15 protein-coding genes are annotated in these 15,767 nt (G+C 69.1%); 5 read left to right on the top strand and 10 right to left on the bottom strand.

Annotated features, from left to right (window positions below):
* Window positions 1-75 precede the first annotated feature (75 nt).
* The 4 genes from EKH77_RS20715 to EKH77_RS20700 all read right to left on the bottom strand — a co-directional run bounded on the left by EKH77_RS20715 (window position 76) and on the right by EKH77_RS20700 (window position 3,602).
* A complete protein-coding gene (locus tag EKH77_RS20715) occupies window positions 76-483 on the bottom strand; it encodes a (deoxy)nucleoside triphosphate pyrophosphohydrolase (RefSeq protein ID WP_126915832.1) in 408 nt (135 codons plus the stop codon).
* A gap of 111 nt (window positions 484-594) precedes the next feature.
* Window positions 595-774: an SPOR domain-containing protein gene (locus tag EKH77_RS20710; RefSeq protein WP_126915831.1), complete on the bottom strand. Its 180-nt coding sequence runs from the start codon at window positions 772-774 to the stop codon at window positions 595-597.
* A gap of 164 nt (window positions 775-938) precedes the next feature.
* On the bottom strand, window positions 939-2,582 hold the full coding sequence (locus EKH77_RS20705; protein WP_126915830.1) for an APC family permease: 1,644 nt from the start codon (window positions 2,580-2,582) through the stop codon (window positions 939-941).
* Between the two features lie 267 nt (window positions 2,583-2,849).
* On the bottom strand, window positions 2,850-3,602 hold the full coding sequence (locus tag EKH77_RS20700) for a GntR family transcriptional regulator (RefSeq protein WP_126918188.1): 753 nt from the start codon (window positions 3,600-3,602) through the stop codon (window positions 2,850-2,852).
* Between the two features lie 309 nt (window positions 3,603-3,911).
* On the opposite strand from EKH77_RS20700, the gene EKH77_RS20695 reads away from it, so the two are divergent.
* Both EKH77_RS20695 and EKH77_RS20690 read left to right on the top strand, forming a co-directional pair.
* On the top strand, window positions 3,912-6,446 hold the full coding sequence (locus EKH77_RS20695; protein WP_126915829.1) for a DUF6185 family protein: 2,535 nt from the start codon (window positions 3,912-3,914) through the stop codon (window positions 6,444-6,446).
* A gap of 73 nt (window positions 6,447-6,519) precedes the next feature.
* The gene (locus EKH77_RS20690; RefSeq protein WP_126915828.1) at window positions 6,520-7,101 is read left to right on the top strand and encodes a Uma2 family endonuclease; all 582 of its coding nucleotides are present in this window, start codon (window positions 6,520-6,522) and stop codon (window positions 7,099-7,101) included.
* Window positions 7,102-7,436: 335 nt separating this feature from the next.
* Here the strand turns inward: EKH77_RS20690 and EKH77_RS20685 are convergent, their stop codons facing one another.
* The 4 genes from EKH77_RS20685 to ychF all read right to left on the bottom strand — a co-directional run bounded on the left by EKH77_RS20685 (window position 7,437) and on the right by ychF (window position 10,430).
* Complete coding sequence (locus EKH77_RS20685) at window positions 7,437-8,351, bottom strand: hypothetical protein (protein ID WP_126915827.1); 915 nt, start codon at window positions 8,349-8,351, stop codon at window positions 7,437-7,439.
* Between the two features lie 260 nt (window positions 8,352-8,611).
* Complete coding sequence (locus tag EKH77_RS20680) at window positions 8,612-8,866, bottom strand: Txe/YoeB family addiction module toxin (RefSeq protein ID WP_126915826.1); 255 nt, start codon at window positions 8,864-8,866, stop codon at window positions 8,612-8,614.
* Window positions 8,863-9,144: a type II toxin-antitoxin system Phd/YefM family antitoxin gene (locus EKH77_RS20675; RefSeq protein ID WP_073443651.1), complete on the bottom strand. Its 282-nt coding sequence runs from the start codon at window positions 9,142-9,144 to the stop codon at window positions 8,863-8,865. Before EKH77_RS20675 ends, EKH77_RS20680 begins: the two co-directional genes overlap by 4 nt.
* 197 nt (window positions 9,145-9,341) lie before the next feature.
* A complete protein-coding gene (gene ychF, locus EKH77_RS20670; protein ID WP_126915825.1) occupies window positions 9,342-10,430 on the bottom strand; it encodes a redox-regulated ATPase YchF in 1,089 nt (362 codons plus the stop codon).
* Between the two features lie 187 nt (window positions 10,431-10,617).
* On the opposite strand from ychF, the gene EKH77_RS20665 reads away from it, so the two are divergent.
* Window positions 10,618-11,217, top strand: a complete 600-nt coding sequence (locus tag EKH77_RS20665) for a DUF6542 domain-containing protein (RefSeq protein WP_126915824.1) — start codon at window positions 10,618-10,620, stop codon at window positions 11,215-11,217.
* Here EKH77_RS20665 and ppgK read toward each other — a convergent pair.
* Window positions 11,114-11,878, bottom strand: coding sequence for a polyphosphate--glucose phosphotransferase (gene ppgK, locus EKH77_RS20660; RefSeq protein ID WP_126915823.1), 765 nt, complete (start codon window positions 11,876-11,878; stop codon window positions 11,114-11,116). The genes EKH77_RS20665 and ppgK overlap by 104 nt on opposite strands.
* A 30-nt stretch (window positions 11,879-11,908) precedes the next feature.
* Window positions 11,909-12,898 carry a 4-hydroxy-3-methylbut-2-enyl diphosphate reductase gene (locus tag EKH77_RS20655; RefSeq protein ID WP_126915822.1) on the bottom strand — a complete coding sequence of 330 codons (990 nt, stop codon included), beginning with the start codon at window positions 12,896-12,898 and terminating at the stop codon, window positions 11,909-11,911.
* 67 nt (window positions 12,899-12,965) lie between these two features.
* On the opposite strand from EKH77_RS20655, the gene EKH77_RS20650 reads away from it, so the two are divergent.
* Window positions 12,966-14,318, top strand: coding sequence for an APC family permease (locus EKH77_RS20650; RefSeq protein ID WP_240667455.1), 1,353 nt, complete (start codon window positions 12,966-12,968; stop codon window positions 14,316-14,318).
* Between the two features lie 181 nt (window positions 14,319-14,499).
* Window positions 14,500-15,759 carry an exodeoxyribonuclease VII large subunit gene (gene xseA / locus EKH77_RS20645; protein ID WP_126915820.1) on the top strand — a complete coding sequence of 420 codons (1,260 nt, stop codon included), beginning with the start codon at window positions 14,500-14,502 and terminating at the stop codon, window positions 15,757-15,759.
* Window positions 15,760-15,767: the final 8 nt, after the last annotated feature.

The following is a 15,767-nucleotide window of genomic DNA, read 5'->3' as shown; positions in this document are numbered from 1 at the left end:
CATACCCGGTATAGGGGTCCGGCTATCTTCTTCAGCCGGTTCCATGGGTGGCGGTTGCCGCATTCGGCGTAGCGCTCACGCGTCCGCCCCGGCGCGCAGCCGGGCGACGGCCTCGGCGACGGCGGGACGGTCCTGCTCCAGCCAGTCGACCTCGTCGACGCGCTCGGGGGTGAGCCAGCGCAGCTCGTCGTGGTCCTCCAGGGGGCGGGGCTCGCCCGCCAGCAGCCGGGCCGTCCACACCTGGAGGACATAGCCGGGCTTCAGGGGCCATTCTCCGGCGATGCGCCCGACCGGCTCGGTCTCCACGCCGAGCTCTTCCCGGAGCTCCCGTACGAGCGCCTCAGGGGCCGTCTCGCCGGGCTCCAGCTTGCCGCCGGGCAGCTCCCAGCGGCCGGCCAGCTCGGGCGGGGCGCTGCGCCGCGCGGCCAGCAGCCGCCCCTGATGAAACACCGCTCCCGCAACCACCACACGCACCGTCGTCATGGCGGTAAAGCGTAGACGCCGGGTGGTACCGAGAGATCTCGGTACCACCCGGCGTCCGGGAGGCCATGGGCCTTGAGTGACCGGCCGTGGCCTGAGTGACCGGCCGTGGGCCTAGGTGACCGTGTGGCCGACCCGCTCGACGACGTACAGCCTGCGGCTGCCCTCCGTGTCGAGCCGGTCGGCGACGCGCTCCGCCTCCGTCCTGGTGGCGTAGCGGCCGACCCGGTAGCGGTTGCCGTTCTCGTCCTGGCGGATCACCAGCCAGGGCAGGACCGGCCCGGTGTCAGTCATCGCTCCTGCCCTCCCGTCCCGCGCGCACCGGCGCACGCCCGTCGGTGACTCCTCCGGGGGTTCCCGGAGAAACCGCAGTACGCATATGCCCGAGCCTACGCCCGACCTTTACGCACCGGATACGGGTTTTCACGAAGAGGTACGCATTCGGCCACCCGTGGGGGTTACTTGGTCTTGGCGAGCTCCGGCTCCTCGGCGGCCTCGGCCACGTCGGCGGCCAGGATTTCCTTCTCGACCTGCTCAAGGGTGGGGTTGCGCCACGCGCTGCGCACGCCCCACACGTAGAAGACCAGCGCGATCAGGACGACGACGACGATGTCGACGCCCTGCGGCAGGTAGCCCTTGCCACCGAACTCGGTGCCACCGGCCCACGAGACCACGGCCATGACGAGCAGGTAGGCCACCATCCAGGAGCCGGCCTTCAGGTGCGGCTTGAGCTCGGCCCACGGCTTGCGCAGCTCGTACCAGGCCCAGATCGGCAGACCGATGGCCATGATGAAGATGACCTTGCCCGTCAGCGGCCAGCGGGCCCAGTACATGACCAGCGAACCGAAGATCATCGCGATGGGGGCGATGACCGGCATGGCCTTCAGCTTGACCGGGCGCTTCATGTCCGGGGCGATCCGGCGCAGCGACATCACGGCGACGGGGCCGGTGATGTACGAGATGACGGTGGCGACACCGACGATCTCGGCGATCGAGCCCCAGCCGCGGAAGACGGCCAGGAAGACGAAGGAGATCGCGAGGTTGAGCAGCAGGGCCGGCTTCGGGACACCGGTCTTGGGGTCGACCTTGCCGAAGACCTTCGGCAGGTGGCCGTTCTCCTGGACGCCGTTGATCATGCGCGAGGTGGTGGCCGCGTAGATCATGCCGGTGCCCGACGGGGAGATGAAGGCGTCCGCGTAGAGCAGCAGCGCCAGCCAGTTCAGGCCCCAGGTGATGGAGAGGTCCGCGAGCGGGGACTTGTAGGCCAGCGTGTTCCAGCCACCGGAGAGGTCCGCGGCCGGAACGGCCATCAGGAAGGCGATCTGCAGCGCGATGTAGATCACCAGGGCGATCAGGATCGAGCCGATGACGGCCTTCGGCAGCGACTTGCCGGGGTTGCGGGCCTCGGCGGCCATGTTCAGCGGCGACTGGAAGCCGTTGAAGGCCCAGACGATGCCCGCGACGGCGACGGCGCTGAAGACGGCGCTCCAGCCGTTGGGGGCGAAGCCGCCGTGGGCGGAGCCGACGTTGCTGGTGTCGAAGTGCGCGAAGATCAGCGCGCCCGCGGTGAGCACCGGCACGACGACCTTGAACACGGTGATCGCGTTGTTCGTCTTGGCGAACAGGGTGATCGCGAACCAGTTCAGGAAGAAGTAGAACACCACCAGCACGCTCGCGGCGGCGAGGCCGGTGCCGGTGAGCTCCTTGCCGTCGAAGAGGTGCTCGGCCCAGCCGAACTTCCACGAGCTCATGTACTGGATCGACGCGGTGGCCTCACCCGGGATCACGGAGACGATCGCGATCCAGTTGGCCCAGGCGGCCATGTAGCCGGCCAGCGAGCCGTGCGAGAACTGGCCGTACCGCACCATGCCGCCCGCCTTGGGGAACATCGAGCCGAGCTCGGTGTAGGTGAGGGCGATGGTCAGCGCCACGACGGCGCCGATGACCCAGGCGAAGATGGCGGCCGGCCCGGCGAGCACGGCGGCACGCTCGGCACCGAACAGCCAGCCGGAGCCGATGATCGACCCGAGGCCGACGGCGGTCAGCGCCGTCGTGCCGAGGGTCCGGCGGTAATTCGAGTGGGAACCCTGTTCGGTGCTCAAACCCCGGATCTCCTTTTCTTTCTACTCCCCCATGGCAGGACACAAACCGCGCCATCGTACGAGCGATTTGGCCGAGTTGGTTCTGCCAAAAGGCCCTGACCTGGACCTATGTGAGGTTTGCAACACCGGAAGCCCCCATTCCAAACCTGGACCAACCCGAACAAAGGGGGCAGTTCCTACCGGCCGGTACGGTCCGGGGGCGGGGTTTTGCGAGTTCGAAAACTTACTTGGGAGTCAGCAGGGAACCGTTTCACGCACCGTTCACGTCTACTTCACCGGCAGGTGGTAGGCGACCCGGTACCGCTCGGCGAGCATCACGACGTCGGCCGTCTCGACGGGACAGCCGCCCGCGAAGTACGTCCGCGAGACGACCACCACGCAGTGCCCGGGCACCCCGCCGAGGGCCAGCGTCTCCCCGGCCAGCCCCGGCCGGGCGCTGACCTCCTCGGTGACGTTGTCCACGACGATGTCGATGGCGGCCATCCGCTCCACCACGCCCCGGCCCGCCAGCGGCCCCTCCTCGGGCAGCATCACCGGTGTGCGCCCGGTGACGGCCAGCGGCTCCCAGGAGGCCGAGAGCATGCACGGCTCGCCCGCGGAGCGGAAGAGGTAGTCCGTGCGCATCACCCGGTCGCCGGGGCCGATCCGCAGCCGCCGGGCGATCCGCGGCTCGGCCGCGACCTGCTCGCTGCGGGACTCCCAGGTGCCCTTGACCCGGTCGTCCCCCTGCTCCTGCCGGAACGGCGTGGACTCCCCCGCCGCCCGGTACCCCGTGCGCACCACGGGCCGCGAGACGGGCTGCTCGCGCACGTACGTCCCGGAGCCCGACCGGCCCTCGACCAGGCCCTCGGCCATGAGGACCTTGCGGGCCTCCAGGGCGACGGTGTCGGAGACGCCGTACTGCTCCCGGATGCGCGCCTGGGAGGGAAGCCGGGTGTGCGGCGGCAGCTCGCCGGCGACGATTTTCTGCCGTAGATCACCGGCTACTCGAAGGTATGCGGGCTGGTCACCGAAGGCCACGTCCACTCCCAAGGGGTTGACAGTCCGCAACAGCTTGGCAACCGTAGGTTGCGATCCGCAACCTTAACCCAAGGATTCACAGGAAGTAGCGAAGTCCAGCTCAGAAAGGTCGAGTTGAGAGCGCGGGGCACATGCGGAGGGCACTCACCCGCGGCATTCCCGCAACTATGCGCAAACCCTCCGCCACGTTGCGGGCGGACATACGGCCACTTACCGTGATCTTGCGATGCTCTCGGTCATCACTGCTGGAGGTGCGGTGATCATGCGGTGATCCCTCGGAAGGCGGCGGCACTCGCCCTCGCGGCCTTCGTGTGGTGGACGGCGCAACCGGCGTGGGCCGTCACGGGGACGACCGAAGCGACCGCCTGCCCGGCGATCCGGCGACCCGAGAAGATCGATCTCCATTACAAGCTCACCTTCGACCAGCACCACATCGACTTCGTCGAGGTGCGACAGCTCACGAGCATCGACATTCCGGCAGGACAGTGGCCCCTCGCTAACGATCTGACGCTCAGCGAGGACAGCCCCAAGTACCGGAACGCCATGCGCTGCCTTCTGCACGAGAACGCGGCGACGAAGAAATTCGGCAAGTGGCATCCGGAGTGGCACAACGTCTCCGAGGCGACCAAGCAGCAGGACGTGGTCGCGGTGCGTTACGAGTCATGGAACCTGATCGGAAACGCCGGTCAGTTCGAGGTGGGACCGTGGACGGTCGACGCCGAACCGGACAAGGACTGGAAGGTCGCCCTCCACTCGCCGGACGTCCTGCGCGGGGCCTCGCGGAGAACGGTCGAGATCGACCCGGGCGGCCTGGAGATCAGCGACGCCCCCGGAGCGTCGAGCGCGAACGAGGCCCGGCGGGTGTGGACCGCACCGGGCCCGGACGCCGTGGCCTCGATCGTACGGCCGAAGCAGCTCACGCCCCTCAGCCGCCATGATTCCTTGATCGCGTATCTGGGCGTCACTTCGTGGTGGGTCTTCGGCTCGGCCTTGATCGCCCTGTCGGCATGGCCCTTCCGCAAGAAGAACGGTGGCAAAGACAAGACCGCTGCCGGAACTCTGGCCGACACGGCCATGCAATGGGCCGGACTGAGTGCGGCCCTCGCCCTGACATTGGCCCTGCTGCTGCAGCTCTACCCCGCCACAAGCCGTTGGCGCGCCCTCATCGGAATCTCGTCGGGGCTCGCTCTCGTCCTCCTCGCGCAGCCATGGCTTCCCCTGACGGAACGCTCCGGCGACAGCGAGAAAGAGGCGACGACGAAACGCACGGTGTTCGTCGCCGCGTCCGCGGCCGCGGCGATCGGCCTGCTGGTGATCGTGTCTCCCCAGCTTTTCGGCCTCTCGTCGAAGCTCATGCCAACGGCCTCGACTCCGGTCCTGGCCATCGCCGGATTGGCGCTGCTGGAAGCGTCGATGGTGTGGCTGTGGTTTACCGCGATGGCCGCATGGGGCTGGCGTTTCGCACGGGACGGAAAGCTGGGCGGCTCGCCGACCGAGAACGGCCGGAACGAACCCGGACGCCACCTCCGCCGGGTCGCGGCGACCGGAGCGGCACTCGCCGTGATCGCGGCCCTGGTGGTGCTCTGCCATGCGCTGTCCTTCGAATCCAGATGGCGACGCGCCGACTGGCTGAGGGAAGCGGATTCGCTCTTCGGCAGCGACCACGCGGGCATCCTGGGCCGGCAACTGGCGGAATTCCCGTCCTTCGGCCCCTTGTGGGCGTACACCCACACATCCGTGCTGACGGCGATCGCGCTCGTGGCATTGCTCCATCTCAGCTCCTGGGCCGGATCCGGAGCCAAGTCCCTCGGGCCGAAGGGATGGGACCTGTTGCTGGTAGCCGCCATCTTCGCCGTTGTCCTCGCGTTGCGGGTGGCGAAGTTCGCGGGAAGCGCGGCGAATTTGTACGGACTCTGGCTACCCCTGAACATGCTCGCGCTCTACGCCCTGGTGAAGGCGGGCCGTAGATGGTCGGTGCTGGGTCGAGTGGACCGAAAAGCCAAGAAATGCCTCGCGGCGAACACCGCGGACGCGGCGAAAGGCGAAAGCCGCGTCGCGGCGGAGCTGAGCACCCGGGCGGGGTACCTGCGGCTGATGGGCGACGCCCGCCGCTGCCGTGAACTGCTCCACCGACTGCATCTCATCGATCACGGGCACGCGGAGAGCACCAGGAGACGGACTCTGGAGAATCAGCTCAGCGAATTGCACCATTGGCGGCCGGCCGAATGCAGCCGCGACTGCCTGCCGGATCCCGTGTCCGTGGTCGACGTCGCCCTCTGCTGGGGCCCGCGCCGGCGTTGGTGGCGCAACGCCCTCAACGCGGCACGCTGGGCCGCCGTCTTCGGCGTCCTCCCGAGCATGGTCACGGTCTGGTACGAGAACGCCTACGACCGGGACCACTGGGCGCTCACGCTCGACCTGCCGACGGGCGTGCCGGACGTGGTCTGGAGGTTCCTGACCCAGGAGATCTCCTTCGCCGGCGCGGGGCTGGTCCTGGGGGCGTTGTGGCGCGTACTGCCCGGAGAGCGCGGCCCGGTGCGAGCGCTGAGCCTGTTCGTCGCCTGGCTCGTCCCCATCGGCGTCGTCGCCGCCTTCAGCCACGGCATCGACCGCAGGGCCCTGGGCCTGGCCCTGCTGAACATCGTCCTGATGCTCATGGTGCTGACCATGACGAGCATGTGGATGGACACCGACACGTTCAGCCGCGAACGGCCCTACTGGACGAAGCGCCTAAGGCTCCTGGCGTCGATCTACCAGGTGCACGGCCTCTCCGGGCAGATCGCCTTCCTGGTCATGCAGGCGGCGGCCGCGGTGACGATCTGGCGGCAGATCGCGACGGGATAGCGAAGGAAGTCCGTGTGCGCCGCAGGTTGACGATCTCGCGCTCCGGATCGGTCCGACTCGCTAGGGTTGTCGCATGACCGCACTGCCCGACTGGATGCGCCCGCCGCGCGCGGAAGGCTGGTTCGCGGAGGACCTGGACCGCCTCCCCGAGGCACCTCGCCACACCGAGCTGATCGATGGAGCCCTCGTCTTCATGATGTCGCCGCAGAGGTGGTGGCACGGCCACCTCATCACCATGCTCAGCGTTGCTCTCATGGAGCAGGCACCCGACGATGTCATGGTCGGCCGCGAGATGACCATAAAGCTCGACGAGCGGAACCGGCCCGAGCCGGACCTGCTGTTGACGACGGCCGACTACGACGGAGACCGCACCTGGTTCGCGCCGGACGAAGTGCGACTCGTCGTGGAGGTCGTGTCCCCCGAGTCCGCCCACCGCGATCGCACGGTGAAACTTCGCAAGTACGCCGAGGCCGGCATCCCGCACTACTGGTGCGTCGAGGACGAGGACGGGGCGCCCGTCGTGCACGTCTACGAGCTCGACGAGCCGGCGGGCGCGTACGCGCCCGCCGGCATCTTCCGGGGAGCCCTCCGGCGCCCAGTGCCCTTCGAGATCAGCCTGGACCTCGACAAGCTCACACCTCGCCGAAGCGGCTGAAAAGCCGGCACCACGTCGCGCCGGAACGATGGGAGGGGGCGGACGCCTCGGCGTCCGCCCCCTCCCATCCGCATATTTAGACGTTGAAGCGGAATCTGCAGTACGGAGCTCCCACCTGCGAAAACGCGGCTCCCGCAGTCCTCATCCAGCACCTGCGACCGCGGCGAGTGATCTGCCCACCGCCACCCGATCGAGGACATCATGAGGGAGACGCTGATACACGGTGAGTGCGTACCGGACCGCCTTCCGAGCGTAAGCACAGGCCCAGCTGCGGGAGATTCATCGCGACATGGGAGGTTCCGCTTCCCACGGACAGAGGTCAGACCGACGCGTCACTAGTCGAGCTTCTCGAACGCCGGTCTCGGTGCGATGATGGGCGTGCGCTTTTCATTGATATTGAGCCATGTAGGCGCTTCCACCGACATGAGCTTTCGGTCAACAGTAATTAGATTCTGCTGCGCCGCTTCGTTCAGAGCGTCAAGTATGTCGACCACCTTCACCTTCCCATACTTCTCCAGTTGCGCCTGGATCTTCTGCGCCTTCGCACTCGGCTTGTAATAATAGGGTGCACGATCATGCCTGCCGACCGTCAGAATCGCTTCAGCAACTGCCTCATACGCATCGTTGAACAAACCCATGAAGCCGTCCGGGTCTGGGAGTGCAATCAGGTGGAGACTTTTCCATCTCTGATATCCCGCCGGAAGATCCAGAGCCTGTGGAACAATCGCCACTCGGAGCCCGTTACCGTCTTCGAGTTGATGCCAATTACTCTTGATAGTCGCGGCGGCAAACCGTGCCTTCTCCGTACTACTCAGGAACAGGTCGGTCTTCCACACCTTCTTGATCCGTTCCCGCAGCTCAGGTTCAGCAGCGACACCGCGAGCAGCGATCGGCACCCAGGATCCAAACGCGAACGGCCGACCTGACCCGTCAGGCAACAACACCGCATCACCACTCGCGTTGTTGACAACAGCCTCAGTGAATCCGAGGTGGCGTGCACGCTCGTGCCCGAACATCAGGGACGTCGGTCTGTTCAAGTCAGCGAATGCCCTAGGGCTCACCTTCCTGAGGGCTTCGCTGACCAGATCGACAACCCGTGGTTCGCCGCCGACAATCGCCTCGTGAACGGCCCACTCAAACCCGTCTCCGCGCGATCCCTTGTCGCGGTGGAGGCGAGCGAGCTTGGCGAGCTGTCGAAACGTAACCTCCACCCGATCGCAATTGAGGTCTTCGAGGTCCGCTTGCGACAATTCATCAAAATGGGCCCTCAGAATTGATCACGATACCGCGTAAAGAGCACGACCGTACTCATCAACAGGTTCGGCCTGACTCAGGAAGGTGACATCGGCCATTCAGCGACTCCCCATTTCTCCACACGAGAGGTTGAAACCGGAACTCAGCTACAGTGAAGCGGAACGTCGAACGCAAGGATCCCACCCGCGAAAACCGGGATTTTAAGCAGTCCATCCCAGCGTGGAAGAGGCGCCCCAGCACACCGAACACTCACCGATCAGTAGTGATACCGGGCGGCGAGGATGACGATCTCCTTATCTGTCACCAGATAGACGAGGCGGTGCTCGTCGTCGATCCGTCGCGACCAGGCCCCAGGCAGGTGATACTTCAGCGGCTCCGGCTTGCCGATGCCCGCGAAGGGGTCACGCCTGACGTCCTCGATGAGCTTGTTGATCCGGGCGAGCATCTTGCGGTCGTTCTTGAGCCAGGACGTGTAGTCCTCCCAGCCCTGGTCCTCAAAGACAAGCCTCACGCGGCACCCGCACCTGCGTCCGGTGACTCGGGATCGATCAGCTCACGCTCCGACACGTTGATGTGCGACAGAGCGTTCTCGTAGGCCTTGAGCAGCCGCCGGGCGTTCGCCGGCGAGCGCAGCAGGTAAGAGCCCTCGCGCAGCGCCGCGTAGTCTTCGGCTGAGACAAGCACGGCGTTGCCGTGCTTGGAGACGATCTCGATGGCCTCATGATTCTCGTTGACCTTTTTGATCAACGGAAACAGTTCCTTGCGGGCTTCACTCGCGGTTATGGACATGGCCCGACCTTCCCATCAAGTGGTACCCGATAACGTACCACTCTTGGTGTCATCCGAGAGGGGAAACGGCTGATGGTCGATCAGCTAATCCAGCACCCATCCAGCACGGGAAACGGCTAGGGGCCCACCTCCGGAGAGATGGACCCCTTCTGACCTGCATGTTTGCCACGTCAGCGACGTGGTGTTATTTCATCCGCTCAGACGTTGAAGCGGAACTCCACCACGTCCCCGTCCACCATCACGTACTCCTTGCCCTCCATGCGCGCCTTGCCGGCGGCGCGGGCCTCGGTGACGGAGCCGGTGGCGACGAGGTCGTCGAAGGAGATGACCTCGGCCTTGATGAAGCCCTTCTGGAAGTCGGTGTGGATGACACCGGCCGCCTCGGGGGCCGTGGCGCCCTTCTTGATGGTCCAGGCGCGGGATTCCTTGGGGCCGGCCGTCAGGTAGGTCTGGAGGCCCAGCGTGGCGAAGCCGACGCGGGCCAGCGTGGCCAGGCCCGGCTCCTCGGCGCCGACGGACTGGAGGAGCTCCATGGCGTCCTCCTCGTCCAGCTCGGCGAGGTCGGCCTCCAGCTTGGCGTTGAGGAAGATGGCCTCGGCCGGGGCGACCAGGGCGCGCTGCGCGTCCTTGAAGGCGTCGTCGGTCAGCTCGTCCTCGTCGACGTTGAAGACGTAGAGGAACGGCTTCGCGGTCAGCAGGTGGAGGTCGTGGAGGAGCTCGGCCTTCTCGGAGCCCTGGACGATGCCGGCGGAGAAGAGCGTCTCGCCCTTCTCCAGGAGCTCCTTGGCCGCCTCGACCGCCGCCACCTTCGGGGCGACGTCCTTCTTGATCCGCATTTCCTTCTGCAGACGCGGCAGGACCTTCTCGATGGTCTGCAGGTCGGCGAGGATCAGCTCGGTGTTGATGGTCTCGATGTCGTCCTTCGGCGAGACCTTGCCGTCGACGTGGACGACGTTCTCGTCCTTGAAGGCGCGGATGACCTGGCAGATCGCGTCCGACTCGCGGATGTTCGCCAGGAACTTGTTGCCCAGGCCCTCGCCCTCGGAGGCGCCGCGCACGATGCCGGCGATGTCGACGAAGTCGACGGTGGCGGGCAGGATCCGCTGCGAGCCGAAGATCTCCGCGAGCTTGGTCAGCCGGGCGTCCGGGACGCCGACGACGCCCACGTTGGGCTCGATGGTGGCGAACGGGTAGTTGGCCGCCAGCACGTCGTTCTTGGTCAGGGCGTTGAACAGGGTCGACTTGCCGACATTCGGCAGACCGACGATTCCGATCGTGAGCGACACGTGGCGACTTCCCGTTGTTCCCGTAGTAGCGAGGGTTCCGCGCCCCGTGACGCGCCCGGTCATCCAGTCTACGGGTCCGCGTCACCGACCGGCCCCGGACGGAGGATTACCCGAACACATGCCCAAGGTGGCGCAAACGGCGTGTCCAACGTGGGATTCCCCCGGCCCGCCTGCCTAGTTTGGTCGGGTGGAGCAACCGAGCACGCGCATCCCCCAGGGCAAGGTCCGCCGCGGCTCCCCCGTGCCCCGGCCCGCCGCGCCCCCCGGCCAGCGGCGGGGCGCCACCGCGCGGGGGCCCGCCACCGGGCGCTCCCCCTCCGCGCTGGACCGCCTGCCGGCCGCCCGGCTGACCGGGCTCGGCAGCGGACTGCTCACGGCGCTGGGCATGCTCACGATCGGCGGCCTGGACGCGCTGGTGGGCGGCTCGCCCCGGATCTACGGCGTGTTCTTCCTGCTCGGCAGCGCGGCCTGCGCGCTGTGGGTACGCCCGGCGGAGCTGATGACCGCGCCCGTGAGCGTGCCCATCGCCTTCGCGGTGGGGGCGCTGCCGCTCAGCGACGGCACGGGGGGCCTCGGCGGCCGGGTGATGAGCCTGGTGACGCTGCTGTCGCTGAACGCCGGCTGGCTCTACGCGGGCACCCTGCTGGCCACGCTGATCGCGCTCGTCCGCCGGGTCTCCCTCGTCAGGCTGCGGCGGCGGGAACGACTCCGGCAGCGGCAGCGGCCATCGCGGCCCCCACGATCCCCGCGCTGTTCTCCAGCCGAGCGGGGACGACCTCGGCGCTGACCCCCTCCAGCAGCGGCAGGAACTTCTCCGCCTTGCGGCTGACCCCGCCGCCGATCACGAACAGCTCGGGCGAGAAGAGCATCTCCACATGGGCGAGATAGCGGCTGACCCGCTTGGCCCAGCGGCTCCAGTTGAGGCCCTCGTCCTCCTTGACCCGCGTGGACGCCCGCGTCTCGGCGTCGTGCCCATGGAGCTCCAGATGCCCGAGCTCGGTATTGGGCACCAGGCTGCCCCCGGTGAAGACCGCGCTGCCGATGCCCGTGCCGAAGGTCAGCACGATCACCGTGCCCGTACGCCCCCGGCCCGCGCCGTGGGACATCTCCGCGATCCCGGCGGCGTCGGCGTCGTTGAGGACGGTCACGGGCGCGCCGACGCGCTCGCCGAGCAGCCCGGCGGCGTCCTGGCCGAGCCAGCTCTTGTCGACGTTGGCGGCCGTCCGGGTCGTCCCCCCGACCACCACGCCGGGGAACGTCACACCGACCGGCCCGACGGGCAGCCCGAAATGCCGGACCACCTGCCGGACGCAGTCGGCGACGGCGTCCGGCGTGGACGGCGTCGGCGTGAGCACCTTGAAGCGCCCTTCCGAGAGCTCACCGCGCGCCAGGTCCACCGGTGCGCCCTTGATGCCCGATCCGCCGATGTCCACGCCGAATACGTCCATGCCCAGCAGCGTAGGCGTGGACGGGGTGGTTCACCCCTCGACGGCGGCCCGGGCCTCGGCCCGCAGGTCGCGGCGGAGCTCCTTGGGGAGGGAGAAGGTGATGGACTCCTCGGCGGCCTTCACCGTCTCGACGTCCTCGAAACCACGCTGGGCGAGCCACTCCAGCACGCCCTCGACGAGGATCTCCGGCACGGAGGCGCCGGAGGTGACACCGACCGTGTTCACACCCTCCAGCCAGGTCTCGTCGATCTCCTCGGCGTAATCCACCAGATGCGCGTCCCGGGCGCCGGCGCCCAGCGCCACCTCGACGAGCCGCACGGAGTTCGAGGAGTTCTTCGACCCCACGACGATCACCAGGTCCGCCTCGGCGCCCATCTGCTTGACGGCCGTCTGGCGGTTCTGCGTGGCGTAGCAGATGTCGTCGCTGGGCGGCGACAGCAGGTTCGGGAAGCGGCCCTTCAGGGCGTCCACCGTCTCCATGGTCTCGTCGACCGAGAGGGTGGTCTGCGACAGCCACACCACCTTGTCCGGGTCGCGCACCTCGACCTTGGCCACGTCCTCCGGGCCGTCGACCAGCGTGATGTGGTCGGGCGCCTCGCCGCTGGTGCCGATGACCTCCTCGTGGCCCTCGTGACCGATCAGGAGGATGTCGTAGTCCTCCTTGGCGAAGCGGACGGCCTCCTTGTGGACCTTGGTCACCAGGGGGCACGTGGCGTCGATGGTGGCGAGCTTGCCGCGCTCGGCCTCCTCGTGCACCACGGGGGCGACACCGTGGGCGGAGAAGATGACGATGTTGCCCTCGGGCACCTCCTCCGTCTCGTCGACGAAGATCGCGCCCTTCTTCTCCAGGGTCTTCACCACGTACTTGTTGTGGACGATCTCGTGCCGCACGTAGACCGGGGCGCCGTACTGCTCGAGCGCCTTCTCGACGGCGATCACGGCACGGTCCACGCCCGCGCAGTAGCCACGGGGGGCGGCGAGCAGAACCTTGCGGGCGGGGGAAGCTGTCATGCGGTCCATCGTAAGGGCCCGCCCCCACCGGCGTGGCCCGGCCACCGCCCCGTCGGGGCGCCCGAATACTGACCCCATGGCCACCCCTCCCCCCTTCGCCGACGAGGGCACGCTCCACCGCGCCCTCGGCTTCCGCGACCTCGTGGTCTATGGCCTGCTGTTCATCGCCCCCATGGCACCGGTGGGCGTCTTCGGCACGCTGTCGGCGAAGTCGCACGGGGCGGTGGCGCTGGTCTACGTCATGGCGACCGTGGCGATGGCCTTCACGGCCCACTCCTACGCGCGCATGGTGCGCGTCGCCCCGCAGGCGGGCTCGGTCTACACCTACGCGCGCGTGGGCCTCGGCGAGGGCCCGGGGTTCATCGCGGGCTGGATGGCGATGCTGGACTACCTGCTGATCCCGGCGGTCGCCTATCTCTTCTCGGGCATCGCGATGCACGCGCTGGTGCCGTCCGTCCCGTCATGGCTCTGGACGGCGGCGGCGGTGGCCGTGACGACGGGCCTGAACCTGTGGGGAGTGCGGGCGGCGGCAGCGGTGGGGTTCGTCGTCCTGGCGATGGAGCTGGCGGTGCTGGCGGTCTTCGTGGTCACGGCGGTCATCGCCCTGGCGCAGGACGGCCCGCGCCGGGGCTGGCTGACGCCCTTCACGGGCGAGGGGGATTTCGACGCGGGGGCGGTCCTGTCGGCGGTATCGGTGGCGGTCCTCTCCTACCTGGGCTTCGACGCGATCGCGGCCTTCGCGGAGGAGTCGGCGGGCGGCTCGCCGAAGGTGGCGCGGGCGCTCGTCACGTGCCTGGCCGTGGCCGGGACCCTCTTCGTCCTCCAGGGCTATCTGGCGGCCCTGCTCGCCCCCATGTCCCCGGCCGAGCTGGCGGCGCGGCCGGTGGGCCAGGGGGCGGCGTTCTACGACACGGTCGACGCGGCGACGGGCCTGTGGCTGCACCACCTGGTGGCGGCGAGCAAGGCGCTCGGCGCGGCCTTCGCCGCGCTGGCGGGCCAGGCGGCGGCGGGCCGCCTCCTCTTCGCGATGGCCCGCGACCGCCGCCTGCCGGGCCGCCTGGCGAAGGTCGACCGCGCCTCGGGCGTCCCCCGGCTCGCCGTCCTCGGCGCGGCGGCGGTCACGCTGCTCGCGGCGGTGTGGGCGGCACAGCGGCCCGACGGGCTGGACCGGCTGGTGTCGGTGGTGGACGTGGGGGCGCTCGTCGCCTTCGGCTTGCTGCACGCCTCCGTCATCGGGTGGTTCGCCCGGGACGCGGGGCGGGTGCTCGCCCGGCATGTCGCGGTGCCGCTGCTGGGGCTGGCCGTCGTGATCGCGGTGATCGCCACGGCGGCGACGGCCGCGCAGCGGGTGGGAGCGGTATGGCTGGCCGCCGGCCTGCTGGTCCTGGCCGGCCAGGCGGCGCGGCGCCCCGGGGTGCCCGCCGGCTGACTTCCGGCTGCCCGCCGTGGGGGTTCCCGCGCCTTCGGCGCGGGTTTCGCCCACCCGCCCGCCCGATCACCCGGCAACGGATCGCTCAGCCAGGGGGCTGGGGTGCCGTAAGGGCCCGTCCACCCCGCCCCGCCCCCGACCCACCAACCACCTGTCACCCACCCCCGCTACGCTCGACCGCATGGCCGCCCACACGTCCCCCGACGCCCCCCTCCCCGTCGGGGAGGTGTCCCGCCTCATCGGCGGGTGGATCGACCGGCTCGGCGCCGTCTGGGTCGAAGGACAGATCACCCAGCTCTCCCGCCGCCCCGGCGCCGGCGTCGTGTTCCTCACCCTCCGCGACCCCTCCCACGACATCTCCCTCTCCGTCACCTGCTACCGCGCCGTCTTCGACCGCGTCGCCGACGTCGTCTCCGAGGGCGCCCGCGTCGTCGTCCACGCCAAACCCGAGTGGTACGCCCCCCGCGGCCAGCTCTCCCTCCGCGCCGCCGAGATCCGCCCCGTAGGCGTCGGTGAACTGCTGGCCCGCCTTGAACAACTCAAGAAGTCCCTCGCCGCCGAGGGCCTCTTCGCCGCCGAACGCAAGCGCGCGCTCCCCTTCCTCCCGCAGCTCATCGGCCTCGTCTGCGGCCGCGCCTCCGCCGCCGAGCGCGACGTGCTGGAGAACGCCCGCCACCGCTGGCCGGCCGTCCGCTTCGAGGTGCGCAACGTCCCCGTCCAGGGCGTCCACGCCGTGCCGGGCGTCATCGAGGCCGTCCAGGAACTGGACGCCCACCCGGACGTGGACGTGATCGTCGTGGCACGCGGCGGCGGCAGCGTCGAGGACCTCCTCCCCTTCTCGGACGAACAACTCGTCCGTACCGTGGCCGCCTGCCGCACCCCCGTCGTCTCGGCGATCGGCCACGAGCCGGACACCCCGCTCCTCGACCTGGTGGCCGACCTGCGCGCGTCGACGCCCACGGACGCGGCGAAGCGGGTCGTCCCGGACGTGGGCGAGGAGCTCACCCGCGTCCGCCACCTCCGCGACCGCGCGCTGCGCTGCGTCGAGTCGCTGCTGGACCGCGAGGAGCGGGGCCTGGCGGCCGCGCGGGCGCGCCCCTGCATGGAGCGCCCGCACCGCATGGTGGAGGAGCGCGAGGAGCAGATCGACGCGCTGGCCGCGCGCGGCCGCCGCACGCTGGGCCACCTGCTGGACCGCGCGGCGTCCGAGCTGACGCACACCCACGCGCGCGTGGTGGCCCTGTCCCCGGCGGCGACGCTGCGCCGCGGCTACGCGGTGCTGCAGCACGAGGACGGCCGGGTCGTGCGCGCGGCGACGGAGGTCGGCCCGGAGGAGGAGCTCCGCGCCCGGGTCGCGGAGGGCGAGTTCGCGGTACGGGCCGTGGAGCCGGCGCCCGGCGCGTCGGACGAGCCGGCGCCCGCTGTCACACCCCCCGCCTAGGCTGTGGG

The sequence above is a fragment of the Streptomyces luteoverticillatus genome (assembly GCF_003970715.1).
GTDB lineage: Bacteria > Actinomycetota > Actinomycetes > Streptomycetales > Streptomycetaceae > Streptomyces > Streptomyces abikoensis.
This window is presented reverse-complemented; position numbering and strand designations above follow the sequence as displayed.

Bases quoted from the DNA above. Each gene is read 5' to 3' on its own strand.
- EKH77_RS20655 (WP_126915822.1), bottom strand. From the start codon at position 12,898: ATGGACCGCATGACAGCTTCCCCCGCCCGCAAGGTTCTGCTCGCCGCC.
- EKH77_RS20690 (WP_126915828.1), top strand. From the start codon at position 6,520: ATGACCGCACTGCCCGACTGGATGCGCCCGCCGCGCGCGGAAGGCTGG.
- EKH77_RS20715 (WP_126915832.1), bottom strand. From the start codon at position 483: ATGACGACGGTGCGTGTGGTGGTTGCGGGAGCGGTGTTTCATCAGGGG.
- EKH77_RS20675 (WP_073443651.1), bottom strand. From the start codon at position 9,144: ATGTCCATAACCGCGAGTGAAGCCCGCAAGGAACTGTTTCCGTTGATC.
- xseA (WP_126915820.1), top strand. From the start codon at position 14,500: ATGGCCGCCCACACGTCCCCCGACGCCCCCCTCCCCGTCGGGGAGGTG.
- ppgK (WP_126915823.1), bottom strand. From the start codon at position 11,878: ATGGACGTATTCGGCGTGGACATCGGCGGATCGGGCATCAAGGGCGCA.
- EKH77_RS20710 (WP_126915831.1), bottom strand. From the start codon at position 774: ATGACTGACACCGGGCCGGTCCTGCCCTGGCTGGTGATCCGCCAGGAC.
- EKH77_RS20650 (WP_240667455.1), top strand. From the start codon at position 12,966: ATGGCCACCCCTCCCCCCTTCGCCGACGAGGGCACGCTCCACCGCGCC.